Source organism: Pseudomonas sp. m6p (assembly GCF_055760375.1).
Window position 1 is genome coordinate 621,866 of the sequence record NZ_CM147084.1, and the last position, 18,064, is coordinate 639,929.

Annotated in this window: 16 protein-coding genes; 7 read left to right on the plus strand and 9 right to left on the minus strand. The window is 61.4% G+C overall.

What is annotated here, in order from left to right:
- Positions 1-21: 21 nt before the first annotated feature.
- The 4 genes from ACYZUM_RS02890 to emhA all read right to left on the minus strand — a co-directional run bounded on the left by ACYZUM_RS02890 (position 22) and on the right by emhA (position 7,484).
- The gene (locus ACYZUM_RS02890; RefSeq protein WP_108181910.1) at positions 22-1,281 is read right to left on the minus strand and encodes an OprD family porin; all 1,260 of its coding nucleotides are present in this window, start codon (positions 1,279-1,281) and stop codon (positions 22-24) included.
- Positions 1,282-1,719: 438 nt separating this feature from the next.
- On the minus strand, positions 1,720-3,180 hold the full coding sequence (gene emhC, locus ACYZUM_RS02895; RefSeq protein WP_108181911.1) for an efflux RND transporter outer membrane subunit EmhC: 1,461 nt from the start codon (positions 3,178-3,180) through the stop codon (positions 1,720-1,722).
- Positions 3,177-6,326, minus strand: a complete 3,150-nt coding sequence (gene emhB / locus ACYZUM_RS02900) for an efflux RND transporter permease subunit EmhB (protein ID WP_473061233.1) — start codon at positions 6,324-6,326, stop codon at positions 3,177-3,179. The genes emhC and emhB overlap by 4 nt, the downstream gene beginning before the upstream one ends.
- Before the next feature lie 3 nt (positions 6,327-6,329).
- A complete protein-coding gene (gene emhA / locus ACYZUM_RS02905) occupies positions 6,330-7,484 on the minus strand; it encodes an efflux RND transporter periplasmic adaptor subunit EmhA (protein WP_041070493.1) in 1,155 nt (384 codons plus the stop codon).
- Positions 7,485-7,751: 267 nt separating this feature from the next.
- Between emhA and emhR the strand changes: the two genes are divergently transcribed.
- Positions 7,752-8,384, plus strand: a complete 633-nt coding sequence (gene emhR, locus ACYZUM_RS02910; RefSeq protein WP_008080104.1) for an efflux system transcriptional repressor EmhR — start codon at positions 7,752-7,754, stop codon at positions 8,382-8,384.
- A gap of 217 nt (positions 8,385-8,601) precedes the next feature.
- On the opposite strand, the gene ACYZUM_RS02915 is transcribed toward emhR, so the two are convergent.
- The 3 genes from ACYZUM_RS02915 to ACYZUM_RS02925 are packed head-to-tail and all read right to left on the minus strand — an operon-like array spanning position 8,602 to position 11,174.
- On the minus strand, positions 8,602-9,651 hold the full coding sequence (locus ACYZUM_RS02915) for an alkene reductase (protein ID WP_108181913.1): 1,050 nt from the start codon (positions 9,649-9,651) through the stop codon (positions 8,602-8,604).
- A 30-nt stretch (positions 9,652-9,681) separates the two neighbouring features.
- Positions 9,682-10,848, minus strand: coding sequence for an MFS transporter (locus ACYZUM_RS02920; protein WP_003222434.1), 1,167 nt, complete (start codon positions 10,846-10,848; stop codon positions 9,682-9,684).
- Positions 10,849-10,853: 5 nt separating this feature from the next.
- Positions 10,854-11,174 (minus strand): ArsR/SmtB family transcription factor, encoded by a 321-nt coding sequence (locus ACYZUM_RS02925; protein WP_003222436.1) that lies wholly within the window; start codon positions 11,172-11,174, stop codon positions 10,854-10,856.
- A 169-nt stretch (positions 11,175-11,343) separates the two neighbouring features.
- On the opposite strand from ACYZUM_RS02925, the gene ACYZUM_RS02930 reads away from it, so the two are divergent.
- Positions 11,344-11,922, plus strand: a complete 579-nt coding sequence (locus ACYZUM_RS02930) for an acyl carrier protein phosphodiesterase (RefSeq protein ID WP_108181914.1) — start codon at positions 11,344-11,346, stop codon at positions 11,920-11,922.
- Positions 11,923-12,047: 125 nt separating this feature from the next.
- On the opposite strand, the gene ACYZUM_RS02935 is transcribed toward ACYZUM_RS02930, so the two are convergent.
- A complete protein-coding gene (locus ACYZUM_RS02935) occupies positions 12,048-12,839 on the minus strand; it encodes a lysophospholipid acyltransferase family protein (RefSeq protein ID WP_108181915.1) in 792 nt (263 codons plus the stop codon).
- The gene (olsB, locus tag ACYZUM_RS02940) at positions 12,839-13,594 is read right to left on the minus strand and encodes an L-ornithine N(alpha)-acyltransferase (protein ID WP_007963187.1); all 756 of its coding nucleotides are present in this window, start codon (positions 13,592-13,594) and stop codon (positions 12,839-12,841) included. The genes ACYZUM_RS02935 and olsB overlap by 1 nt, the downstream gene beginning before the upstream one ends.
- A gap of 153 nt (positions 13,595-13,747) precedes the next feature.
- On the opposite strand from olsB, the gene ACYZUM_RS02945 reads away from it, so the two are divergent.
- From ACYZUM_RS02945 to ACYZUM_RS02965, 5 genes are all read left to right on the plus strand, one after another.
- Positions 13,748-14,629 (plus strand): acyl-CoA dehydrogenase middle domain-containing protein, encoded by an 882-nt coding sequence (locus ACYZUM_RS02945; protein WP_108181916.1) that lies wholly within the window; start codon positions 13,748-13,750, stop codon positions 14,627-14,629.
- Positions 14,630-14,766: 137 nt separating this feature from the next.
- Positions 14,767-15,846, plus strand: coding sequence for a serine hydrolase domain-containing protein (locus tag ACYZUM_RS02950; RefSeq protein WP_108181917.1), 1,080 nt, complete (start codon positions 14,767-14,769; stop codon positions 15,844-15,846).
- Positions 15,843-16,148: an amidase gene (locus tag ACYZUM_RS02955; protein ID WP_108181918.1), complete on the plus strand. Its 306-nt coding sequence runs from the start codon at positions 15,843-15,845 to the stop codon at positions 16,146-16,148. Before ACYZUM_RS02950 ends, ACYZUM_RS02955 begins: the two co-directional genes overlap by 4 nt.
- Before the next feature lie 143 nt (positions 16,149-16,291).
- Complete coding sequence (locus tag ACYZUM_RS02960) at positions 16,292-16,882, plus strand: YceI family protein (protein WP_041070474.1); 591 nt, start codon at positions 16,292-16,294, stop codon at positions 16,880-16,882.
- A 1-nt stretch (position 16,883) separates the two neighbouring features.
- Positions 16,884-18,041: a phospholipase D-like domain-containing protein gene (locus tag ACYZUM_RS02965; protein WP_041070472.1), complete on the plus strand. Its 1,158-nt coding sequence runs from the start codon at positions 16,884-16,886 to the stop codon at positions 18,039-18,041.
- Positions 18,042-18,064: the final 23 nt, after the last annotated feature.

Below are 18,064 nucleotides of genomic sequence, written 5' to 3' on the forward strand. Positions count from 1 at the left end.
ATGCAGCGCCGGCGTGCGGGTTCAGAGCAGGCTGATCGGATAGCTGATGATCAGGCGGTTTTCGTCGAACTCGTTGTTGCTGAAGTCGCGGCGCATGGTCGAGTTGCGCCAGCGCACGTTGAGGTTGCGCAGGGTACCGCTTTGTACGGTGTAGCCCAGTTCCGATTCGCGGCCCCATTCCTTGCCGTCGGTGATGGTGCCGGTGTGCACGTTGTCGCCGCTGATGTAGCGGTTCATCAGGGTCAGGCCGGGGATGCCCAGGGCGGCAAAGTTGTAGTCGTGACGCACCTGCCAGGATCGTTCCTGAGCGTTGTCGTAGCTGGCGTTGTAACTGTCGTTGGCCAGGGTGCCGCCGCTGGTGCCGTTGACGCGCATCCAGGCACTGTCGCCGGTGAGTTTTTGCAGGCCGACGTAGAAGGTGTTGCCGCCGTAGCGGGCCGAGAACATCCCCGACCAGGTCTTGTTTTCGAGTTCGCCGGCGCGGGCGCTGCCGTCGTCCTTGCCGTAGAAGAAGCCCAGGTTGGCGCCCAGCGTCCAGTCGCCGAGTGGCTGGCTGTGAGTCAGGTTGAGGTATTGCTGGCTGTAGATGTCCTTGAGTTCGGCGTTCCACAGGCCGATCTGCGTGCGTTTTTCGTTGAAAACGTACTCGCCGCCCTGAAAGTTGAAGCGATCAGAGGTGAACGCCGCTTTGCCGAACATCGACATGTCGCTCATGCTGCTGTCGTCGCGCGGGCTGTTGGCGCGGAACTGCCCGCCGTAGAGGGTCAGGCCGTTGATCTCCTTCGAGGTGATCTGGCCACCACGGAAGGTTTGCGGCAGCGAACGACCGTCGTCCGAACGCAGGATCGGCAGCACTGGCATCCATTCGCCGACCTTGATTTCGGTCTGCGACAGCTTGGTCTTGAACGCGACGTTAGTGCGGCCGAAGTTGTCCGCCGGACGCCCGTCGTGATCCAGCGGCAGCAGTTGCGTGCCGCCGGTGCCTTTACCGCCATCGAGTTTTACCGAATACAGGCCGAGCACGTCCATGCCGAAACCGACGGTGCCCTGGGTGAAACCGGATTTGGCGTCGAGGATGAAGTTCTGCGTCCATTCTTCAGCCTTGCCCTGCGCCTTGGTCGGGTTGGTGAAGTTACGGTTGATGTAGAAATTGCGCAGATTCAGGTTGGCGCTGGCGCCCTCGATAAAACCGGCTTCTTCGGCTGCGGCGGGCAGGGCGGCGCCGGTCAGGGCCAGGGCGATCAGGCCGGGGAGGGCGTACGGCGCAGTGGGATGAGTCATCGCAGGGTCTCTTGTTATTTTTTTAGGTCGAACGGAGCCGTTGCCGCCATTTTCGGGGCGGGCACGAGCTTGCAGAATCAGGGATGAAGCGGCGGAGATCAGCCGGACGGGACAGGGCGCGGGAGCATGGTGTCGAACCTGTTGTTATTGGTTTTGTGGAGCGAATGGTGCGGGGGGCGGATGTTTTGATTCAATTGGTAAAAGCGGGTTCTGGGCGATTATCGAACGCAAGATTCAGTTGGATTTCAGGGTGCCTGTGAAGGCCTCATCGCTGGCAAGCCAGCTCCCATAAGGATCTTCAGTGAACACATATTTTGCGGACCTCTGAAAACCTGTGGGAGCTGGCTTGCCAGCGATTGGGCCAGTGCAGGCACCTAAACTTTTCCTGAGGCAACAAAAAGCCCACCAATCGGTGGGCTCCTTGTATTCAACCGATGATCAGAACAGCTTCATCTTCGGTGCTTCTTCTTTCAGCGGTTCGTTCTGCGCGGTCTGCGCATTCCAGCCACCCCCAAGGGCCTTGTACAGGTTGACCGCACTGGTCAGCTGCGCGAGGCGGTCGGTGATCAGTGCCTGTTGCGCGCTGAACAACTGACGCTGGGCGTCGAGGAAGGTCAGGTTGCTGTCGACACCGATGCGGTAACGACGCTCGGCCAGGCGGTAGTAATCCTGGTTGGCCGCGACGAAGTCACGCTGCGCTTGCAACTGCTCGGTGTAGGTCTGGCGTGCGGCCAGGCCGTCGGCGACTTCCTGGAAGGCGGTCTGAATCGACTTCTCGTAGTTCGCCACGCCAATGTCCTTCTGGATCTTGGCGTAGTCGAGGCTGGCGCGCAGGCTGCCGGCGTTGAAGATCGGCAGGTTGATCTGCGGCTGGAACAGCCATGTGCCCGAACCACCTTTGAACAGACCGGACAGGTCCGGGCTCAGGCTGCCCGCATTGGCGGTCAGGCTGATGCTCGGGAAGAACGCTGCACGGGCGGCGCCGATGTTGGCGTTGGCCGCTTTCAGGTTGTACTCGGCTTGCAGGATGTCCGGACGACGTTGCAGCAGATCCGAAGGCAGGCCGGCCGGTACGTCGCTGAGCAGATCATCCGACAGCGGTTTGGCCGCTTGCAGATTGGCCGGGATGCCGGTGCCGAGCAGCAGGGTCAGGCTGTTCTCGTCCTGAGCCACCTGACGGGTGTACTTGGCCAATTGTGCCCGGGCGTTTTCCACCGAGGTGCGCGACTGCGCCAGGTCCAGCGCCGAGGCCACACCGACTTCGTTGCTGCGGCTGGTCAGCTTGTAGCTTTCTTCGAAGGCACCGAGGGTGTCTTGCGTCAGCTTGAGCAGTTCCTTGTCGGCCTGCCAGGTCATGTAGGCGTTGGCCACACTGGCCACCAGACTGATCTGGGTGCTGCGACGCGCTTCTTCGGTGGCGAAGTATTGTTGCAGCGCTTGTTCGCTCAGGCTGCGCACCCGACCGAACAGGTCGAGTTCGTAGGCGCTGATGCCGACGGTCGCGGTGTAGGAGCTGCTGATGTTCGCTTCACCGGTCTGCGACGCACGGGCCGGAACCCGCTGACGACTGCCGCTGGCATTGGCCGAAACCGCCGGGAACAGATCCGCTCGCTGGATGCGGTATTGAGCCGCATAAGCGTCGATGTTCAGCGCCGCGACACGCAGGTCGCGGTTGTTTTCCAGTGCCACCTGGATCAGCTGCTGCAGGGCCGGATCATGGAAAAACTGCTTCCAGCCCTGCTCGGCAGCGGCTTGCGCCGGCGCCTGGGCCGGCGAATAGGCCGGCCCTTGCGGGTACTGACCTGCGACAGGAGCCTCAGGCTGCTGATAATCGGGGATCAGCGAGCAACCGCTCAGCACGAAGGCGGCGACTGCGATGGAGAGTAGCGACTTGCTCATTGGCCAGCCTCTTTAGGAGTTTCAGTCGTCTCGTCCGGATCGGCGATTTTGCGCTGGCCCATGGACGAAACCGTGACGAAGAACAGTGGGACCCAGAAGACCGCCAGGATCGTGGCCGTGAGCATACCGCCAATCACGCCGGTACCGATCGCATGCTGGCTACCCGAACCTGCACCCGTGGAGATCGCCAACGGTACTACACCGAGAACGAACGCCAGCGAGGTCATGATGATCGGTCGCAGACGCATGCGGCATGCTTCGATCGCCGCCTCGCGCAGACTGCGTCCTTGCTCGTGCAGCTCTTTGGCGAACTCGACGATCAGAATGGCGTTTTTAGCCGCAAGACCGATAGTCGTCAACAGACCCACCTGGAAGTACACGTCGTTGGACAGCCCGCGCAGGCTGGTGGCCATCAGCGCGCCGATGATCCCCAGCGGTACCACGAGCATCACGGCGATCGGAATCGACCAGCTCTCGTACAGCGCCGCCAGACACAGGAACACCATCAGCAGCGACAGGGCATACAGCGCTGGCGCCTGCGAGCCGGACAGCCGTTCCTCATAGGACAGACCGGTCCAGGAGATACCGACACCGGCCGGCAGCTTCTTGGCAATCGCTTCGACTTCGGCCATCGCTTCGCCGGTGGAGTAACCCGGCGCCGGAGAACCGAGGATCTCCATCGCTTCCACACCGTTGTAGCGCGCCAGTTTCGGCGAACCGTAGATCCACTCGCCCTTGGCGAATGCGGAGAACGGCACCATGGTCCCGGCGCTGTTGCGCACGTACCACTTCTTCAGGTCTTCCGGGCTCATGCGAGCGCCAGCCTGACCTTGCACGTACACCTTTTTCACTCGACCGCGGTCGATGAAGTCGTTGACGTAGCTACTACCGAAGGAGATCGACAGGGTGCTGTTGATGTCGGAAATGCTCACGCCCAGGGCGCGGGCCTTCGCATCGTCGATTTCCAGGTGGTATTGCGGCTCATCGTTCAGACCGTTCGGGCGCACCTGGTAGAGCACCTTGCTCTGTGCAGCCATGCCGAGGAACTGGTTACGCGCTTCCATCAGTTTTTCGTGACCGATACCGGCGCGGTCCTGCAGGAACACGTCGAAACCGGTGGCGTTACCCAGCTCCAGTACCGCTGGCGGGGCGAAGGCAAACACCATCGCGTCGCGGAAGCTGAAGAAGTGCTGCTGGGCGCGCTGGGCCAGGGCAAACACGCTGTTGCTCGAATCACGCTCGTGCCACGGCTTGAGCATGATGAACGCCAGACCCGAGCTCTGCCCACGACCGGCGAAGTTGAAGCCGTTCACGGTGAACACCGAGGACACCGCTCCCGCTTCTTTCTCCAGCAGATACGAACGCATTTCGTCGATCACGACCTGGGTCCGTTCGGCACTGGAACCCGCCGGGGTTTGCACTTGGGCGAACAGTACGCCCTGGTCTTCTTCCGGCAGGAACGCAGTCGGAATGCGGGTGAACAGCCAGATCATGCCGACCACGATCAACAGGTAGGCCAACAGATACGGCGCCTTGCGCTGCAGGATGTTGCCGACGCCGCGCTCGTAGCTGCGCACGCTGCGGTCGAAGTTGCGGTTGAACCAGCCGAAGAAGCCTTTTTTCGGCGTGCCGTGCTCGCCTTTCGGGATGGCCTTGAGCATGGTCGCGCAGAGCGCCGGGGTGAAGATCAGCGCAACCAGCACCGACAGGGCCATGGCCGAGACGATGGTGATCGAGAACTGACGGTAGATCACACCGGTGGAACCGCTGAAGAACGCCATCGGCAGCAATACTGCTGACAGTACCAGTGCGATACCGACCAGAGCGCCCTGGATCTGGCCCATGGACTTCTTGGTCGCTTCTTTCGGTGACAGGCCTTCTTCGGCCATCACCCGCTCGACGTTTTCCACCACGACGATGGCGTCGTCCACCAGCAAGCCGATGGCCAATACCATACCGAACATGGTCAGGGTGTTGATGCTGAAACCGGCAGCCGCGAGGATGCCGAACGTGCCGAGCAATACCACCGGCACGGTCATCGTGGTGATGACGGTGGCGCGGAAGTTCTGCAGGAACAGGAACATCACCAGGAACACCAGCGCGATCGCCTCGACCAGGGTTTCAACCACACCCTTGATCGATTCGGTCACCACTGGCGTGGTGTCGTACGGGAACACCACTTCCATGCCTTGCGGGAAGAACGGCTTGAGTTCGTCAATCGTCTTGCGCAGCGCCTTGGCGGTGTCGAGGGCGTTGGCGCCGTTGGCCAGTTTGACCGCCAGACCGGACGACGGCTTGCCGTTGAACTGCGCCGAGATGGTCGAGTTTTCACCACCCAGGCCGACGTCGGCGACATCGCCGATGTGCACTTGCGAACCGTCCTGGTTGACCTTCAGCAGAATCGCCTTGAACTGCTCGGCAGTCTGCAGACGGGTCTTGCCGATGATCGTGGCGTTCAGTTGCTGGCCAGGCAGCGCCGGCAAGCCGCCGAGCTGACCGGAAGACACCTGAACGTTCTGCGCCGAGATCGCGCTGCTGACATCAGCCGGGGTCAGGTTGTACTTGTTCAACTTGGCCGGATCGAGCCAGATGCGCATCGCGTACTGGGCACCGAAGACCTGGAAGTCACCGACACCGGCAGTCCGCGAGATCGGGTCCTGCATGTTCGACACGATGTAGTTGGACAGGTCGTCCTTGGTCATGCTGCCGTCACGCGATACCACGCCGATCACCAGCAGGAAGTTCTTCACTGCCTTGGTCACGCGGATACCCTGTTGCTGCACTTCCTGCGGCAGCAGCGGGGTCGCCAGGTTCAGCTTGTTCTGAACCTGAACCTGCGCGGTGTCGGAGTTGGTGCCTTGCTCGAAGGTCGCGGTGATGGTCATGCTGCCGTCGGAGTTACTTTCCGAAGACACATAACGCAGGTTGTCGATACCGTTGAGCTGTTGCTCGATCACCTGGACCACGGTGTCCTGCACGGTTTGTGCCGAAGCACCCGGGTAGGTCACGGAGATCGCGATGGCAGGAGGCGCAATGCTCGGGTATTGGTTGATCGGCAATTTGAGGATCGAGAGTGCCCCGACCAACATGATCACCAGGGCAATTACCCAGGCGAAAATCGGACGGTCGATAAAAAATTTCGACATGAGTTACTCCCCTTTGCCGCCAGCGGCTTTGTCAGCTGCTTGAGCGGGGGCCGGGTTCTTGGCTACGTTGGTCGCTTCGGTCGGGTTGACCTGAGCACCTGGGCGAACATATTGCAGGCCTTCGGTGATCAGACGATCGCCGGCTTTCAGGCCATCTTCGATCAGCCACTGGCTGCCGACGGTGCGGCTGGCCTTGAGCTGACGCAGCTCGACCTTGTTGTCCGGGCCGACAACCAGTGCGGTCGGGGTGCCCTTGAGGTCACGGGTCACGCCTTGTTGCGGCGCCAGAATGGCCGCGGCGTTGACGCCGGCCTGCAACTGGGCGCGAACGAACATGCCGGGCAGCAGGGTGTGATCCGGGTTCGGGAACACGGCGCGCAGGGTCACGGAACCGGTCGTCGGATCAACCGACACTTCGGAGAATTCCAGTTTGCCGTCGAGTTTGTACTGGCTGCCGTCCTCAAGGGTCAGCTTGACCGCTGCCGAGTTGTCGCCGGCCTTCTGCAGGCGACCGCTTTCCAGCTCGCGGCGCAGTTCCAGCAGTTCAACCGAGGACTGGGTGACGTCGACATAGATCGGGTCCAGTTGCTGGATCGTCGCCATCGCGTCGGCCTGACCATTGCTGACCAGCGCACCTTCGGTCACCGCAGAACGGCCAATACGACCGGAGATCGGCGCGTAGACCTTGGTGTATTTCACATTGATCTGCGCGCTTTGCAGCGACGCTTCCGATTCCATGCGGTTGGCCACGGCGGTGTCGTATTCCTGACGGCTCACGGCCTGCTCGTCGACCAGTTGCTTGTAGCGGTCGGAGATCGACTTGGTCGAACGCAGATTGGCTTCGGCGCTTTTCAAGGTCGCTTCATAGACTGCCGGATCGATCTGGTACAGCTGCTGACCGGCTTTGACGTCGGCGCCTTCCTTGAACAGGCGCTTGAGAATGATGCCGTTGACCTGTGGCCGGACTTCAGCGATGCGGTACGCACTGGTGCGCCCCGGCAGTTCCGACGTGAGGGTGAACGCTTGTGGTTGCAGGGTGACGACGCCGACCTGAGGAGGCGGAGCGGCCGGGGCCGCTTCTTCCTTTTTACATCCGCTGAGCAGCGATGCCAGGGCGACGGCAGTGACCAGAGCGGTAACAGCTGGCTTGAATTGCATGAAGATCCTCGGGTCAGGCGCGCAAAATGCGCACAAGAAGTGTGGAAGGGTAAAAAAATCGGGTCGAGTGGATAAGTAGCTTGCTAAGGAATATACTTACGTTCATGGTTGTTTGTAAATAGCTTGGCGTCGTACCCACCCTGTTACAAAATGCGTCGCAAGGTTTGAAATTGTAGGCCGGGGAGCCGATTCGTGAGAAATCGGCCCCCTCTTTATTCAGCGGATATTCAGCCATCCCTGAAACATCCTGTTTGAGGTTTTACTGCCATGGTCCGTCGTACCAAAGAGGAAGCTCAGGAAACGCGCAGCCAGATTCTCGAAGCGGCCGAGAAAGCGTTTTATGAAAGGGGCGTGGCCCGCACGACCCTGGCGGATATCGCGACAATGGCCGGCGTTACGCGCGGTGCCATTTATTGGCATTTCAGCAACAAGGCCGATCTGGTGCAGGCAATGCTCGACAGCCTGCATGAACCGCTGGATGAATTGGCCAAGGCCAGCGAGAGCGAGGATGAACTCGATCCGCTGGGGTGCATGCGCAAGCTGTTGATCCATCTGTTCCATCAGGTTGCCCTGGATCCGAAGACCCGTCGCATTAACGAGATTCTGTTTCACAAGTGCGAATTCACCGATGAAATGTGCGATCTGCGCCAGCAGCGCCGCACGGCCAGTCTCGATTGCAATCTGCGCATCGGACTGACCCTGCGTAATGCGGTCAATCGCGGCCAGTTGCCGGAAGATCTCGACACTGCCCGCGCGGCCATCAGCATTCATGCGTATATCGATGGCCTCCTGTATGGATGGCTATTGGCGCCGGACAGCTTTGAGCTGCATGCCGAGGCCGAGCGTTGGGTCGATACAGGGTTGGATATGCTGCGCCTGAGCCCCAGCCTGCGCAAATGAAACAAAATGCGTAATTGACACAGGTTATGTCAATTGGCCTGCTTTTACAGACGCCCGAACCGCGAGTTTAAACGTAGCGAGCTACGGATTTTGTAGGGATTTTGTGTCGTCCCTGTGAACGAATGTTAGCTGCCCCGTACCGGACGCCCAAGAAAAAGCCCCCGGCTCTCACGAGTCGGGGGCTTTTGCGTTTCGGCTGCTTTGTACTGAATAACGTTTACAGCGTCGGGTAGTCGATGTAACCGACCGGGCCCTTGCCGTAGAACAGCTCTGGGCGCGGATCGTTCAGCGGGGCATCGGCCTTCAGGCGCGCCGGCAGGTCCGGGTTGGCAATGAACGGTACGCCGAACGCCACGGCGTCAGCCTTGCCTTCAGCCAGCCACGCATTGGCGCTGTCTTTGGTGAAACGCTCGTTGGCGATGTACGCACCGCCGAAAGCTTCTTTGAGCTGTGGACCGAGGCTGTCGGCGCCTTCTTTCTCGCGGGAGCAGATGAAGGCGATGCCGCGCTTGCCCAGCTCGCGAGCCACATAAGTGAAAGTCTCGGCCAGATTGTCGTCGCCCATGTCGTGGGAGTCGGCGCGGGGTGCCAGGTGCACGCCGACACGGCCGGCGCCCCAGACGTCGATCGCCGCGTCAGTCACTTCCAGCAGCAGGCGCGCACGGTTCTCCAGAGAGCCGCCGTAGTTGTCGGTACGCTGGTTGGTGCTGCTTTGCAGGAACTGGTCGAGCAGGTAACCGTTGGCGCCGTGGATTTCCACGCCATCGAAACCGGCGGCTTTGGCGTTCTCGGCGCCGGTACGGTAGGCGTCGACAATCTCGGCGATTTCAGCGGTTTCCAGCGCGCGCGGGGTCGGGTAGTCGGCCAGTGGGCGCACCAGACTGACGTGACCTTTGGGCTGGATGGCGCTCGGCGCGACCGGAGCTTCACCGTTGAGGTACGACGGGTGCGAGATGCGGCCGACGTGCCACAGTTGCAGAACGATCTTGCCGCCGGCAGCGTGCACGGCTTTGGTCACGTTGGTCCAGCCGCGTACCTGGTCGTTGGACCAGATGCCCGGGGTGTCCGGGTAGCCAACGCCCATCGGGGTGACCGAGGTGGCTTCGGACAGGATCAGTCCAGCCGACGCGCGCTGTACGTAGTATTCAGCCATCAGCGCGTTCGGCACGCGGCCTTCGTCGGCGCGGCAGCGGGTCAGCGGAGCCATGATGATGCGGTTGGACAGCTCGAGGTCGCCCAGTTTGATCGGATCGAAAATAGTTGCCATGTGTACAACCCTCGTCAGTGAAGTGGTTAATCAGTGGGTAGCAGGGGCCAGGCCGGCATCGCCGTTCTGACGGAAAGTGATCAGGGTCACCAGCAGCGCGAGCACGGCCAGCGCGGCGGCGGCCAGGGGCACGCTGGTCAGGCCGAAACCGTGGGCGATGACGCTGCCGCCGACCCAGGCGCCCAGGGCGTTGCCGATGTTGAAAGCGCCGATGTTCAGGGTCGACACCAGATTCGGGGCCGCCTTGCCGAAGGTCACCACGTTGACTTGCAGCGCCGGGACGGCGGCAAACGAAGCGGTGGCCCAGAGGAACAGGGTGATCTCCGTCGGGATCAGCGCGACGCTGGTCCAGCTCAGCACGGTGGAAACCACCGCCATCGCCACGAACACGCCGATCAGGGTGGCGCCGAGACGCTTGTCCGCCAGCTTGCCGCCGATGATGTTGCCCACCGTCAGACCGAGGCCGATCAGCAGCAGGGTCCAGGTCACGCCTTTTGGCGAGACACCGGTGACATCACCGAGCAGCGGCGCGACATAGGTGAAGAGGGTGAACATCGACGCGGCGAACAGCGCGGTCATGCTCAGCGACAGCCAGATGCCGGCGCCTTTGAGGGCGGCGAGTTCGGCGCGCATGTCGAGTTTTTCCTCGTCACGTTTGGCCGGCAGGAAGCGGATCAGACCGATCAGCGCCACGACACCAATCACGGTCACCGCCCAGAAGGTCGAACGCCAGCCGGCTTCCTGACCCAGCGCCGTGCCCAGTGGCACGCCGAGCACGTTGGCCAGGGTCAGGCCGGTGAACATCAGCGCCACCGCGGATGCGCGCTTGTTTGGCGCGACCAGCCCGGCAGCTACCACAGAACCGATACCGAAGAACGCACCGTGGCACAGCGCGGTGACGACACGGGCAAACATCAGCACGTTGTAGTCACTGGCGATGGCACACAGCAGGTTACCGACGATGAAAATCCCCATCAGCGCTACCAGTGCGGCCTTGCGCGGCAGTCTGGCGGTGGCCAGTGCCATGAACGGCGCACCGATGGCCACGCCCAGGGCGTAACCGGTCACCAGCCAGCCGGCGCCGGGAATCGACACACCGAGGTCGGCCGCCACATCGGGCAACAAACCCATGATGACGAACTCGGTGGTGCCGATGGCGAAGGCACTCAAGGCCAGGATGAGTAGCGAGAGGGGCATTTGAATCAATTCCTTGTGGGAGCGCTGAGCTCTTTGACGATGGCGTCGAGGAACGCCTGGATCACGTCCTCGTTGCGTTTGAAGAAGTGCCACTGGCCGGCTTTCTGGCTGCTGATCAGGCCTGCACGTTGCAGGGTCGCCAGGTGGGCGGAGACGGTCGACTGCGACAGGCCGCAGCGTTGATCGATCTGCCCGGCACAGATGCCGTACTCGTGGTTGTGAATCTGCTCAGGAAACTGGGCTTTGGGGTCTTTCAGCCAGATAAGGATGTCTCGCCGTACTGGGTGTGCCAGGGCTTTTATTATTTCGTCGAGGTCGAGGTTCATGGCTTTGTGCTCGTGATGTGTAGCGCTATATCGCGATGAGGCGAACTTTAAATCGGTATTTCGCGATATACCAATATGAATTTGATCTGACGACCGCATAAATCGGTATATCGGGTTATAACGATACGTGTGCTGTAACGATGAAAGCGCGCAGTGCTAAGCTGCGCCCATGAACTATCTCGCACATTTACACCTCGGAGGCCAGCTCCCCGAGCAATTACTCGGCAGTCTGTATGGCGATTTCGTCAAAGGACGCCTGCAAGGGCAATTTGCGCCGCAGATCGAAGCGGCGATTCAGCTGCATCGGCGGATTGATGTGTTCACCGATCGCCATCCGTTGGTGGACATCGCCCTCGGGCGTTTCACCGAGACCCGGCGGCGTTACGCGGGGATTGTCCTCGATGTGTTTTTCGACCATTGCCTGGCCCGCGACTGGACGCTGTACGCCGATCAGCCGCTGGAGCATTTCACCCGCGACGTGTACCGGGTGCTGTCGAATGAACGGCAATTGCCCGAACGCCTGGCGAAGATCGCACCGCACATGGTTGCCAATGACTGGTTGGGTTCGTATCAGGCGTTTGAAGTGCTGGAGCAGGTGCTGCGCGGGATCTCCCGGCGCCTGACCCGGCCGGAGGAACTGGCGATGGCGATGCAGGAGTTGCGGCGTTTGTATGAGCCGCTGAGTGAGGATTTCGCGTTGTTCTACCCGCAATTGCAAGACTTCGCACAATCCTCAACAACACCCTGAATCCCTGTGGGAGCTGGCTTGCCAGCGATGGCGTCGGCACATTCAACATTCGTGTCGGCTGGTCTACCGCTATCGCTGGCAAGCCAGCTCCCACAGGGGCCGAGGGTGATTTTAGCGGTTGTATTTCAGGCGGCGATGGCCGGGTGCATCGGGGATTTTTGCTTTTCCGGAATCGCACCAAACAACGCCTTCTGCACCGCCTGCTGCGCTTCGAACGCCAGTGCCGCACGCTCGCGGCCCTGACAGGCGATCGGCTTGAGCAGATGCACTTCGACATCGGCGCAATCATTGCTGAACAGACGCATCAGGTGCGACAGCAAATCATCGTCACCAATGAACGGCGCCAGCGCGTCGATGGCGCCATTGCGCAGATAACGGATCGCCACCGGTTGCAGCATCACCTCGGAATCGATGGCCGCCGACAGCAGGCGACCATGAAAAGTGCGCAGCGAACGGCCGTCGGTGGTGGTGCCTTCCGGGAACATCAGCAGCGGATGCTGCGTCTGCAAATGGCGGGTCATCTGTTTGCGGATCAATTGGCTGTCACCCGAGCCGCGACGGATGAACAGGCTGCCTGCCTTGGCCGCCAGCCAGCCGGCCACCGGCCAGGTGCGCACTTCGGCCTTGGACAGAAACGACAGCGGCGTGAGCATGCCCAGCAGTGGAATGTCAGTCCATGACACATGATTGCTGACCCACAGCATCGGCTGCTGCGGCAACTCGCCGTGCACCGTTACGCGAAAGGGCAGGGCATTGCTCAAACGTGCCATGAAGAAACGCGACCAGCGCTGCCGACGTTGCATCGAGTGCGCCAGGCCCAGACGTTCGAATATGCCGAACACGCTGGCCATGGTCAGGCCCAGCGTCACCACCAGCAGCACTCGCGCGATTCGCGCGTACACGCGCAACCGGCTCATCACACGGCCGCCTTGAAGTGCTTGGCGTAACGCGGGCAGAGTTCGTCGCGCTTGAGCAGGATGAACACGTCGGCGACCTGGAAGTCTTCGTCCCAGCACGGCTCGCCGCAGATCTTCGCGCCCAGGCGCATGTAGGCCTTGAGCAGCGGTGGCATTTCGGCGATCACGTTCGACGGAATGTCCAGCGACGGCAACGGATTCTTCGGTTCGGCGCGCAGGTGTTCGGTGCACAGGTAGCGTTCGCGCAGACGCTGCATGATCGCGTGAGCCTGCACGCCGCCGTCCTGCATCGGGATGCTCGCGCAACCCATCAGGTAGCTGTAGCCGCCCTGATTCAGCACTTCGGCCAGTTCACCCCAGAGCACGGCGATGGTGCCGCCGTTGCGGTAGGCCGGATCGACGCAGGTACGGCCGATTTCGAGGATCGGACCTTGCAGGTGCGCCAGGCCATGCAGGCTGAATTCTTCTTCGCTGTAGAACTTGCCCAGGCTGCTGGCGGCGGTGTGATCGAGCAAGCGGGTGGTGGCGACCAGACGCCCGGTGTTCAGGTCACGCACGCCGATGTGGCTGCAGTGAACATCATAGTCATCCATGTCCAGACCCAGTTCCGCGCCTTTCAGCTTGGCGTTGAATTCGCCGCTGAAGACGCTGAAGCGCAAGGCCTGGGCTTGCTGCAAGGCCTCGGCGCCGATCAGGCGTTCGGCTTGCAGGCGGCGTTCATTGCCGGTGTCGCTGATGCGGGCGATCTGAGTCATTTGAATCTCCGTACGGGCCTTGAACCCGTCGTGGGTTGCAGCCGATCGACTTTCTTTATGCAGCCATGTTGTGCAAAGTCAGGCTATGTAGCCCCGGTGTCATCACCGTGAACGTTTGGTGATGCTTGTATGACAGCCCACAAGGAGCCTCTTATGCCCTGGCCCAGCCTGCTCGAAAGCCGTGAACGCCTGCCCGCCGTGACTGATCTGGCGGAAGGTTTCGCCACGTTGTTGCATCAACTGGGCAACGTGACGCCGTTCGAACTGGCGGTGGCCGGAGGGCGGCGCATGGCGACGCCGGGGCTGGCGTTTCTAGTGGGGTATCAGGCGGCGTTGCGCATGCTTTGGCCGAGTGCGCCGCCGAGTCTTGGCGCGTTGTGTGCGACCGAACAGCGCAGCCTGCGCCCGGCGGACATGCAGACCCGTCTCAGCGATTTGCGCTTGAGCGGGCGCAAGGATTTCGTCACCGCCGGGGATGCGGCGGACTGGCTGCTCATCGCCGCGCGCAGTGAAGAGCCCGGTGAAAAACCGCGTCTGAGTCTGGCGGTGGTCTATCCCGGCGAGCCCGGCGTGCGTGTGGAAAAGCTCCCGGCGCTGCCGCTGATGCCGGACGTCAGCCACGGTCGTCTGCACCTTGACGGCGCGTTGTGCGAGTTGCTCGCGGGGGATGGCTGGGATGCTTATGTCAAGCCGTTCCGCAGCCTGGAAGATGTCTATGTGTTGAGCGCGATGACCGCGTGGCTGTATGGCGTCGGTCAGGACAGTGGCTGGTCGCAGCCGCTGCTGTTGCGTTTGCTGGCGCTGCTGGCCGGCTGTGCGGAAGCGAGTCGCCAGCCGCCGAACAATCCGGCCGGACATGTGTTGCTGGGCGGGTTGTTTGCGCAGTTTGATGCGCTGAAGAACGAGATCGATCAGGCGTTGGCCGAGGGCAACCCGGAGTGGGCGCAGATGTGGCAGCGTGATCAGTCGGTGATGCAATTGGCGGCCGCCGCGCGGGCCAAGCGCTTGGCCAAAGCCCTGCACATTCCGCTGTAGGAGCTGCCGCAGGCTGCGATCTTTTGATCTTTAAATGCACAATCAAAAGATCGCAGCCTGCGGCAGCTCCTACAGTGATCGGGAGATTGTCATTTTTCTGGGCCATGATCCTTGCACCCGTCCGTTGAGATTTTTCCATGATCAAAGGCCTGTCCCTGTTCCTGCTGCTGATCAGCTTCACGGTCCAGGCCGAGCAATGGCCGGATGAACAATGGCCAACGGGCGCAAAAAACAGTGGCGCAGCAGTCGAGGCATTAGAGGCCTACGCCTTCCCACCCCGCGACGACGACACCCGCCAGGGCATCCGCACCGACGCCTTGCTGGTCATTCGCGACGGTCAGGTTATCTACGAACGCTATGCCGGTCCGACCCGTGCCGAAACCCCGCACCTGACCTGGTCGATCAGCAAGAGTCTGATGGCCACGGTGCTTGGCGTGGCGTATGGCGAAGGCTTGTTCAAACTGGATGATCCCGTTTCAAAATTTTATCCGGCGTTGGAAAAACACCCGGCGATCACCATGGCCGACCTGCTGCACTGGGCTTCCGGTCTGGACTGGCAGGAGGATTACGAATACGCCCCGCTGAAATCCTCGGTGGTGGCGATGCTCTACACCCGTGGGCAGCGCGACATGCCCGCGTTCACCGCCGATCACGACGCCTACGCGCCGCCGGGGCAGGCGTTCCGTTATTCCAGTGGTGACAGCAATCTGCTGGCGGCGGCGCTGAAGAACATGGTCGGCCCCGAGCGTTATCCCGACTATCCGTGGACGGCGCTGTTCGAGCCGTTGGGCATTCGCCATGCCGTGTGGGAAACCGATGCCGGCGGCACGTTTGTCGCGTCCTCTTACGCGTATCTCACCGCCCGTGATCTGGCGCGGGTTGGCCTGTTGATGCTGCGCGACGGACGTTGGCGCGACCGGCAATTACTGCCCAAGGATTGGGTGGCCTTCAACCGAACTGCTTTTACCGCCTACAAGGCGCATCAGGACGAAGCGGTGCCCGGCGGCCAGTGGTGGCTCAATCGCCCGGCGGATGGCGCCGTCGCGCCATGGCCCGACGCGCCGCCCGACACCTTCGCCGCCCTCGGTCATTGGGGGCAGGCGCTGTATGTAATCCCCAGCGAGAAACTGCTGATCGTGCGTTACGCCGATGATCGCGACGGCAGCTATCGCCACAACGAATTGCTCAAACGCGTGCTCAAGGCGGTGCAGCCATGAAGCTGTTGAAGCGGGTGTTGCTGCTGGCGCTGATCGTGCTGCTCGGCTGGATCTGGCTCGAACGCGACAATCTGTGGGCGTTCCCCGACATCATCAGTGCGTACACGGCCAAGGAATATTGCTCGTGTCGCTACGTGATGAACAACGAGGCTGAATATTGCCGGGGTTATGTGAAACAGTGGCTGCCGACCAGCGGTTTTACCGATGACAGCGCGAGCAAAATCGTCACCGTCAGTGGCATGGGCCGCAGCAACCGCGCGCAGTGGCTGGGTGAACGACAAGGCTGTCGTTTACAGCCTTGAAAGATCGCAGCCTGCGGCAGCTCCTACAGGTTTTGCATTCCTTGTAGGAGCTGCCGCAGGCTGCGATCTTTTGATCTTGATGTTTGCAATAAACCTATGGGCGGTTAAGGTTCGTGCAGGTTTATCGCCCCCACGAGTATTCAATGTTCAACCGCTCCCTCTATAAAGCCTTCGCCAGTCTGCTGCTGGCCGCCGCCGCGCTGCCGGCGCAGGCCAATTGGTATCTGGACGGTGAGTCGTCGCGGCTGTCGTTCGTCAGCACGAAAAACGCCCACATTTCCGAAGTACAGCGCTTTCTGGTGCTGCACGGCAAGGTCGATCCGGATGGCCGCGCTGAAGTCGAAGTCGAGCTGGATTCGATCAACAGCGGCATCCCGTTGCGCGACGAGCGCATGCGCAAGGAGCTGTTCCAGATCGAGCAATTCCCCGAAGCGACCATCAGCACCCGGATCGACCTGCGCCCGATCAACGATCTGGCCCCCGGCGCGCAGCTGGAATTGCGTTTGCCACTGACCGTCAACCTGCACGGCAAGCAACATGAATACCCGGCGCAGTTGCTGGCAACCCGCCTCGATGACCGGCGGTTTCAAGTGGTGACCCTGGAGCCGCTGGTGATCAATGCCGAGGATTTCGATCTGGTGCCGGGCCTGGAAACCCTGCGTAACCTCGCTGGCCTGTCGGCCATCAGTCTGTCGGTGCCGGTGGGTGCGGTGCTGATTTTCACGGCGCGCTGACATGCGCGGCGCGGTGTTCCCGTGGCGGGACGGCAACCGCTTCGAACTGTTGATTGACGGCCCGCAATTCTTCCCGCGCATGCTGGTGGAAATTGCCCGCGCCGAAGAACAGGTCGAACTCGAGTTGTATCTGGTGGAGGCGGGCGCCTGCGCCGAAGCCGTGGTGCAGGCGCTGGTGCAGGCCGCCGAGCGCGGGGTGCGGGTACGCTGCCTGTTCGATGACTACGGCAGCCTCGCGTTTACCCTGCACCTGCGTCAGCGCCTGATCAAGGCCGGGGTCGAACTGCGTTTTTACAATCGCCTGAGCTGGCGGCGTTGGGTCGGCAACTTTTATCGCGATCATCGCAAACTGTTGCTGGTCGATCAGCGTCTGGCGGTGGTCGGCGGCACGGGTGTCACCGATGAGTTCTGGACGCCGGGGCAAGACAGCAGCGAATGGCATGAAGTGATGGTGGAAATCAGTGGTCCGCTGGTGCTCGACTGGCAAGTGCTGTTCGACCGCCAATGGATCGCCAACCGCCATCGCCGGGCCTGGAAACCGTCGGCGCATGTCGGCCTGCCACGCTTGCCCAAGGTTCCGGACATGGGCGAGGGCATGGGCCGTGTGGCCTATGCCGATGCCCGCCAGCATCGCGACATTCTGCAGTCGCTGTTTCGTGCACTGAACAGCGGGCAGAAGCGCATCTGGATGGCCACCCCGTATTTCCTGCCGACCTGGAAAATCCGCCGCTCGCTGCGCAAGGCTGCTGCTCGCGGTGTCGACGTCCGGCTACTGCTCACCGGGCCGCGCACCGATCACCCGTCGGTGCGTTACGCCGGGCATCGCTACTACCCGCGCCTGCTCAAGGCCGGGGTGCAGATCTTCGAATATCAGCCGTGCTTCCTGCACCTGAAAATGGTCCTGGTGGACGAGTGGGTGAGCATCGGTTCGTGCAACTTCGATCACTGGAATCTGCGCTTCAATCTGGAGGCGAATCTGGAGGCACTGGATCCGTCGTTGACGGCAGCGGTGGTGCAGAGTTTCGAGAAGGACTTCGGCCTGAGTCAGCAGGTCAGTCTGGAGGAGTGGCAGCGCCGGCCGCTGTGGCGGCGGGTGAAGCAGCGGATCTGGGGCTGGGTGGATCGGCTGGTGGTCAATATTCTCGACAGACGCGGATAAGGCAAAAGCAAGATCAAAAGATC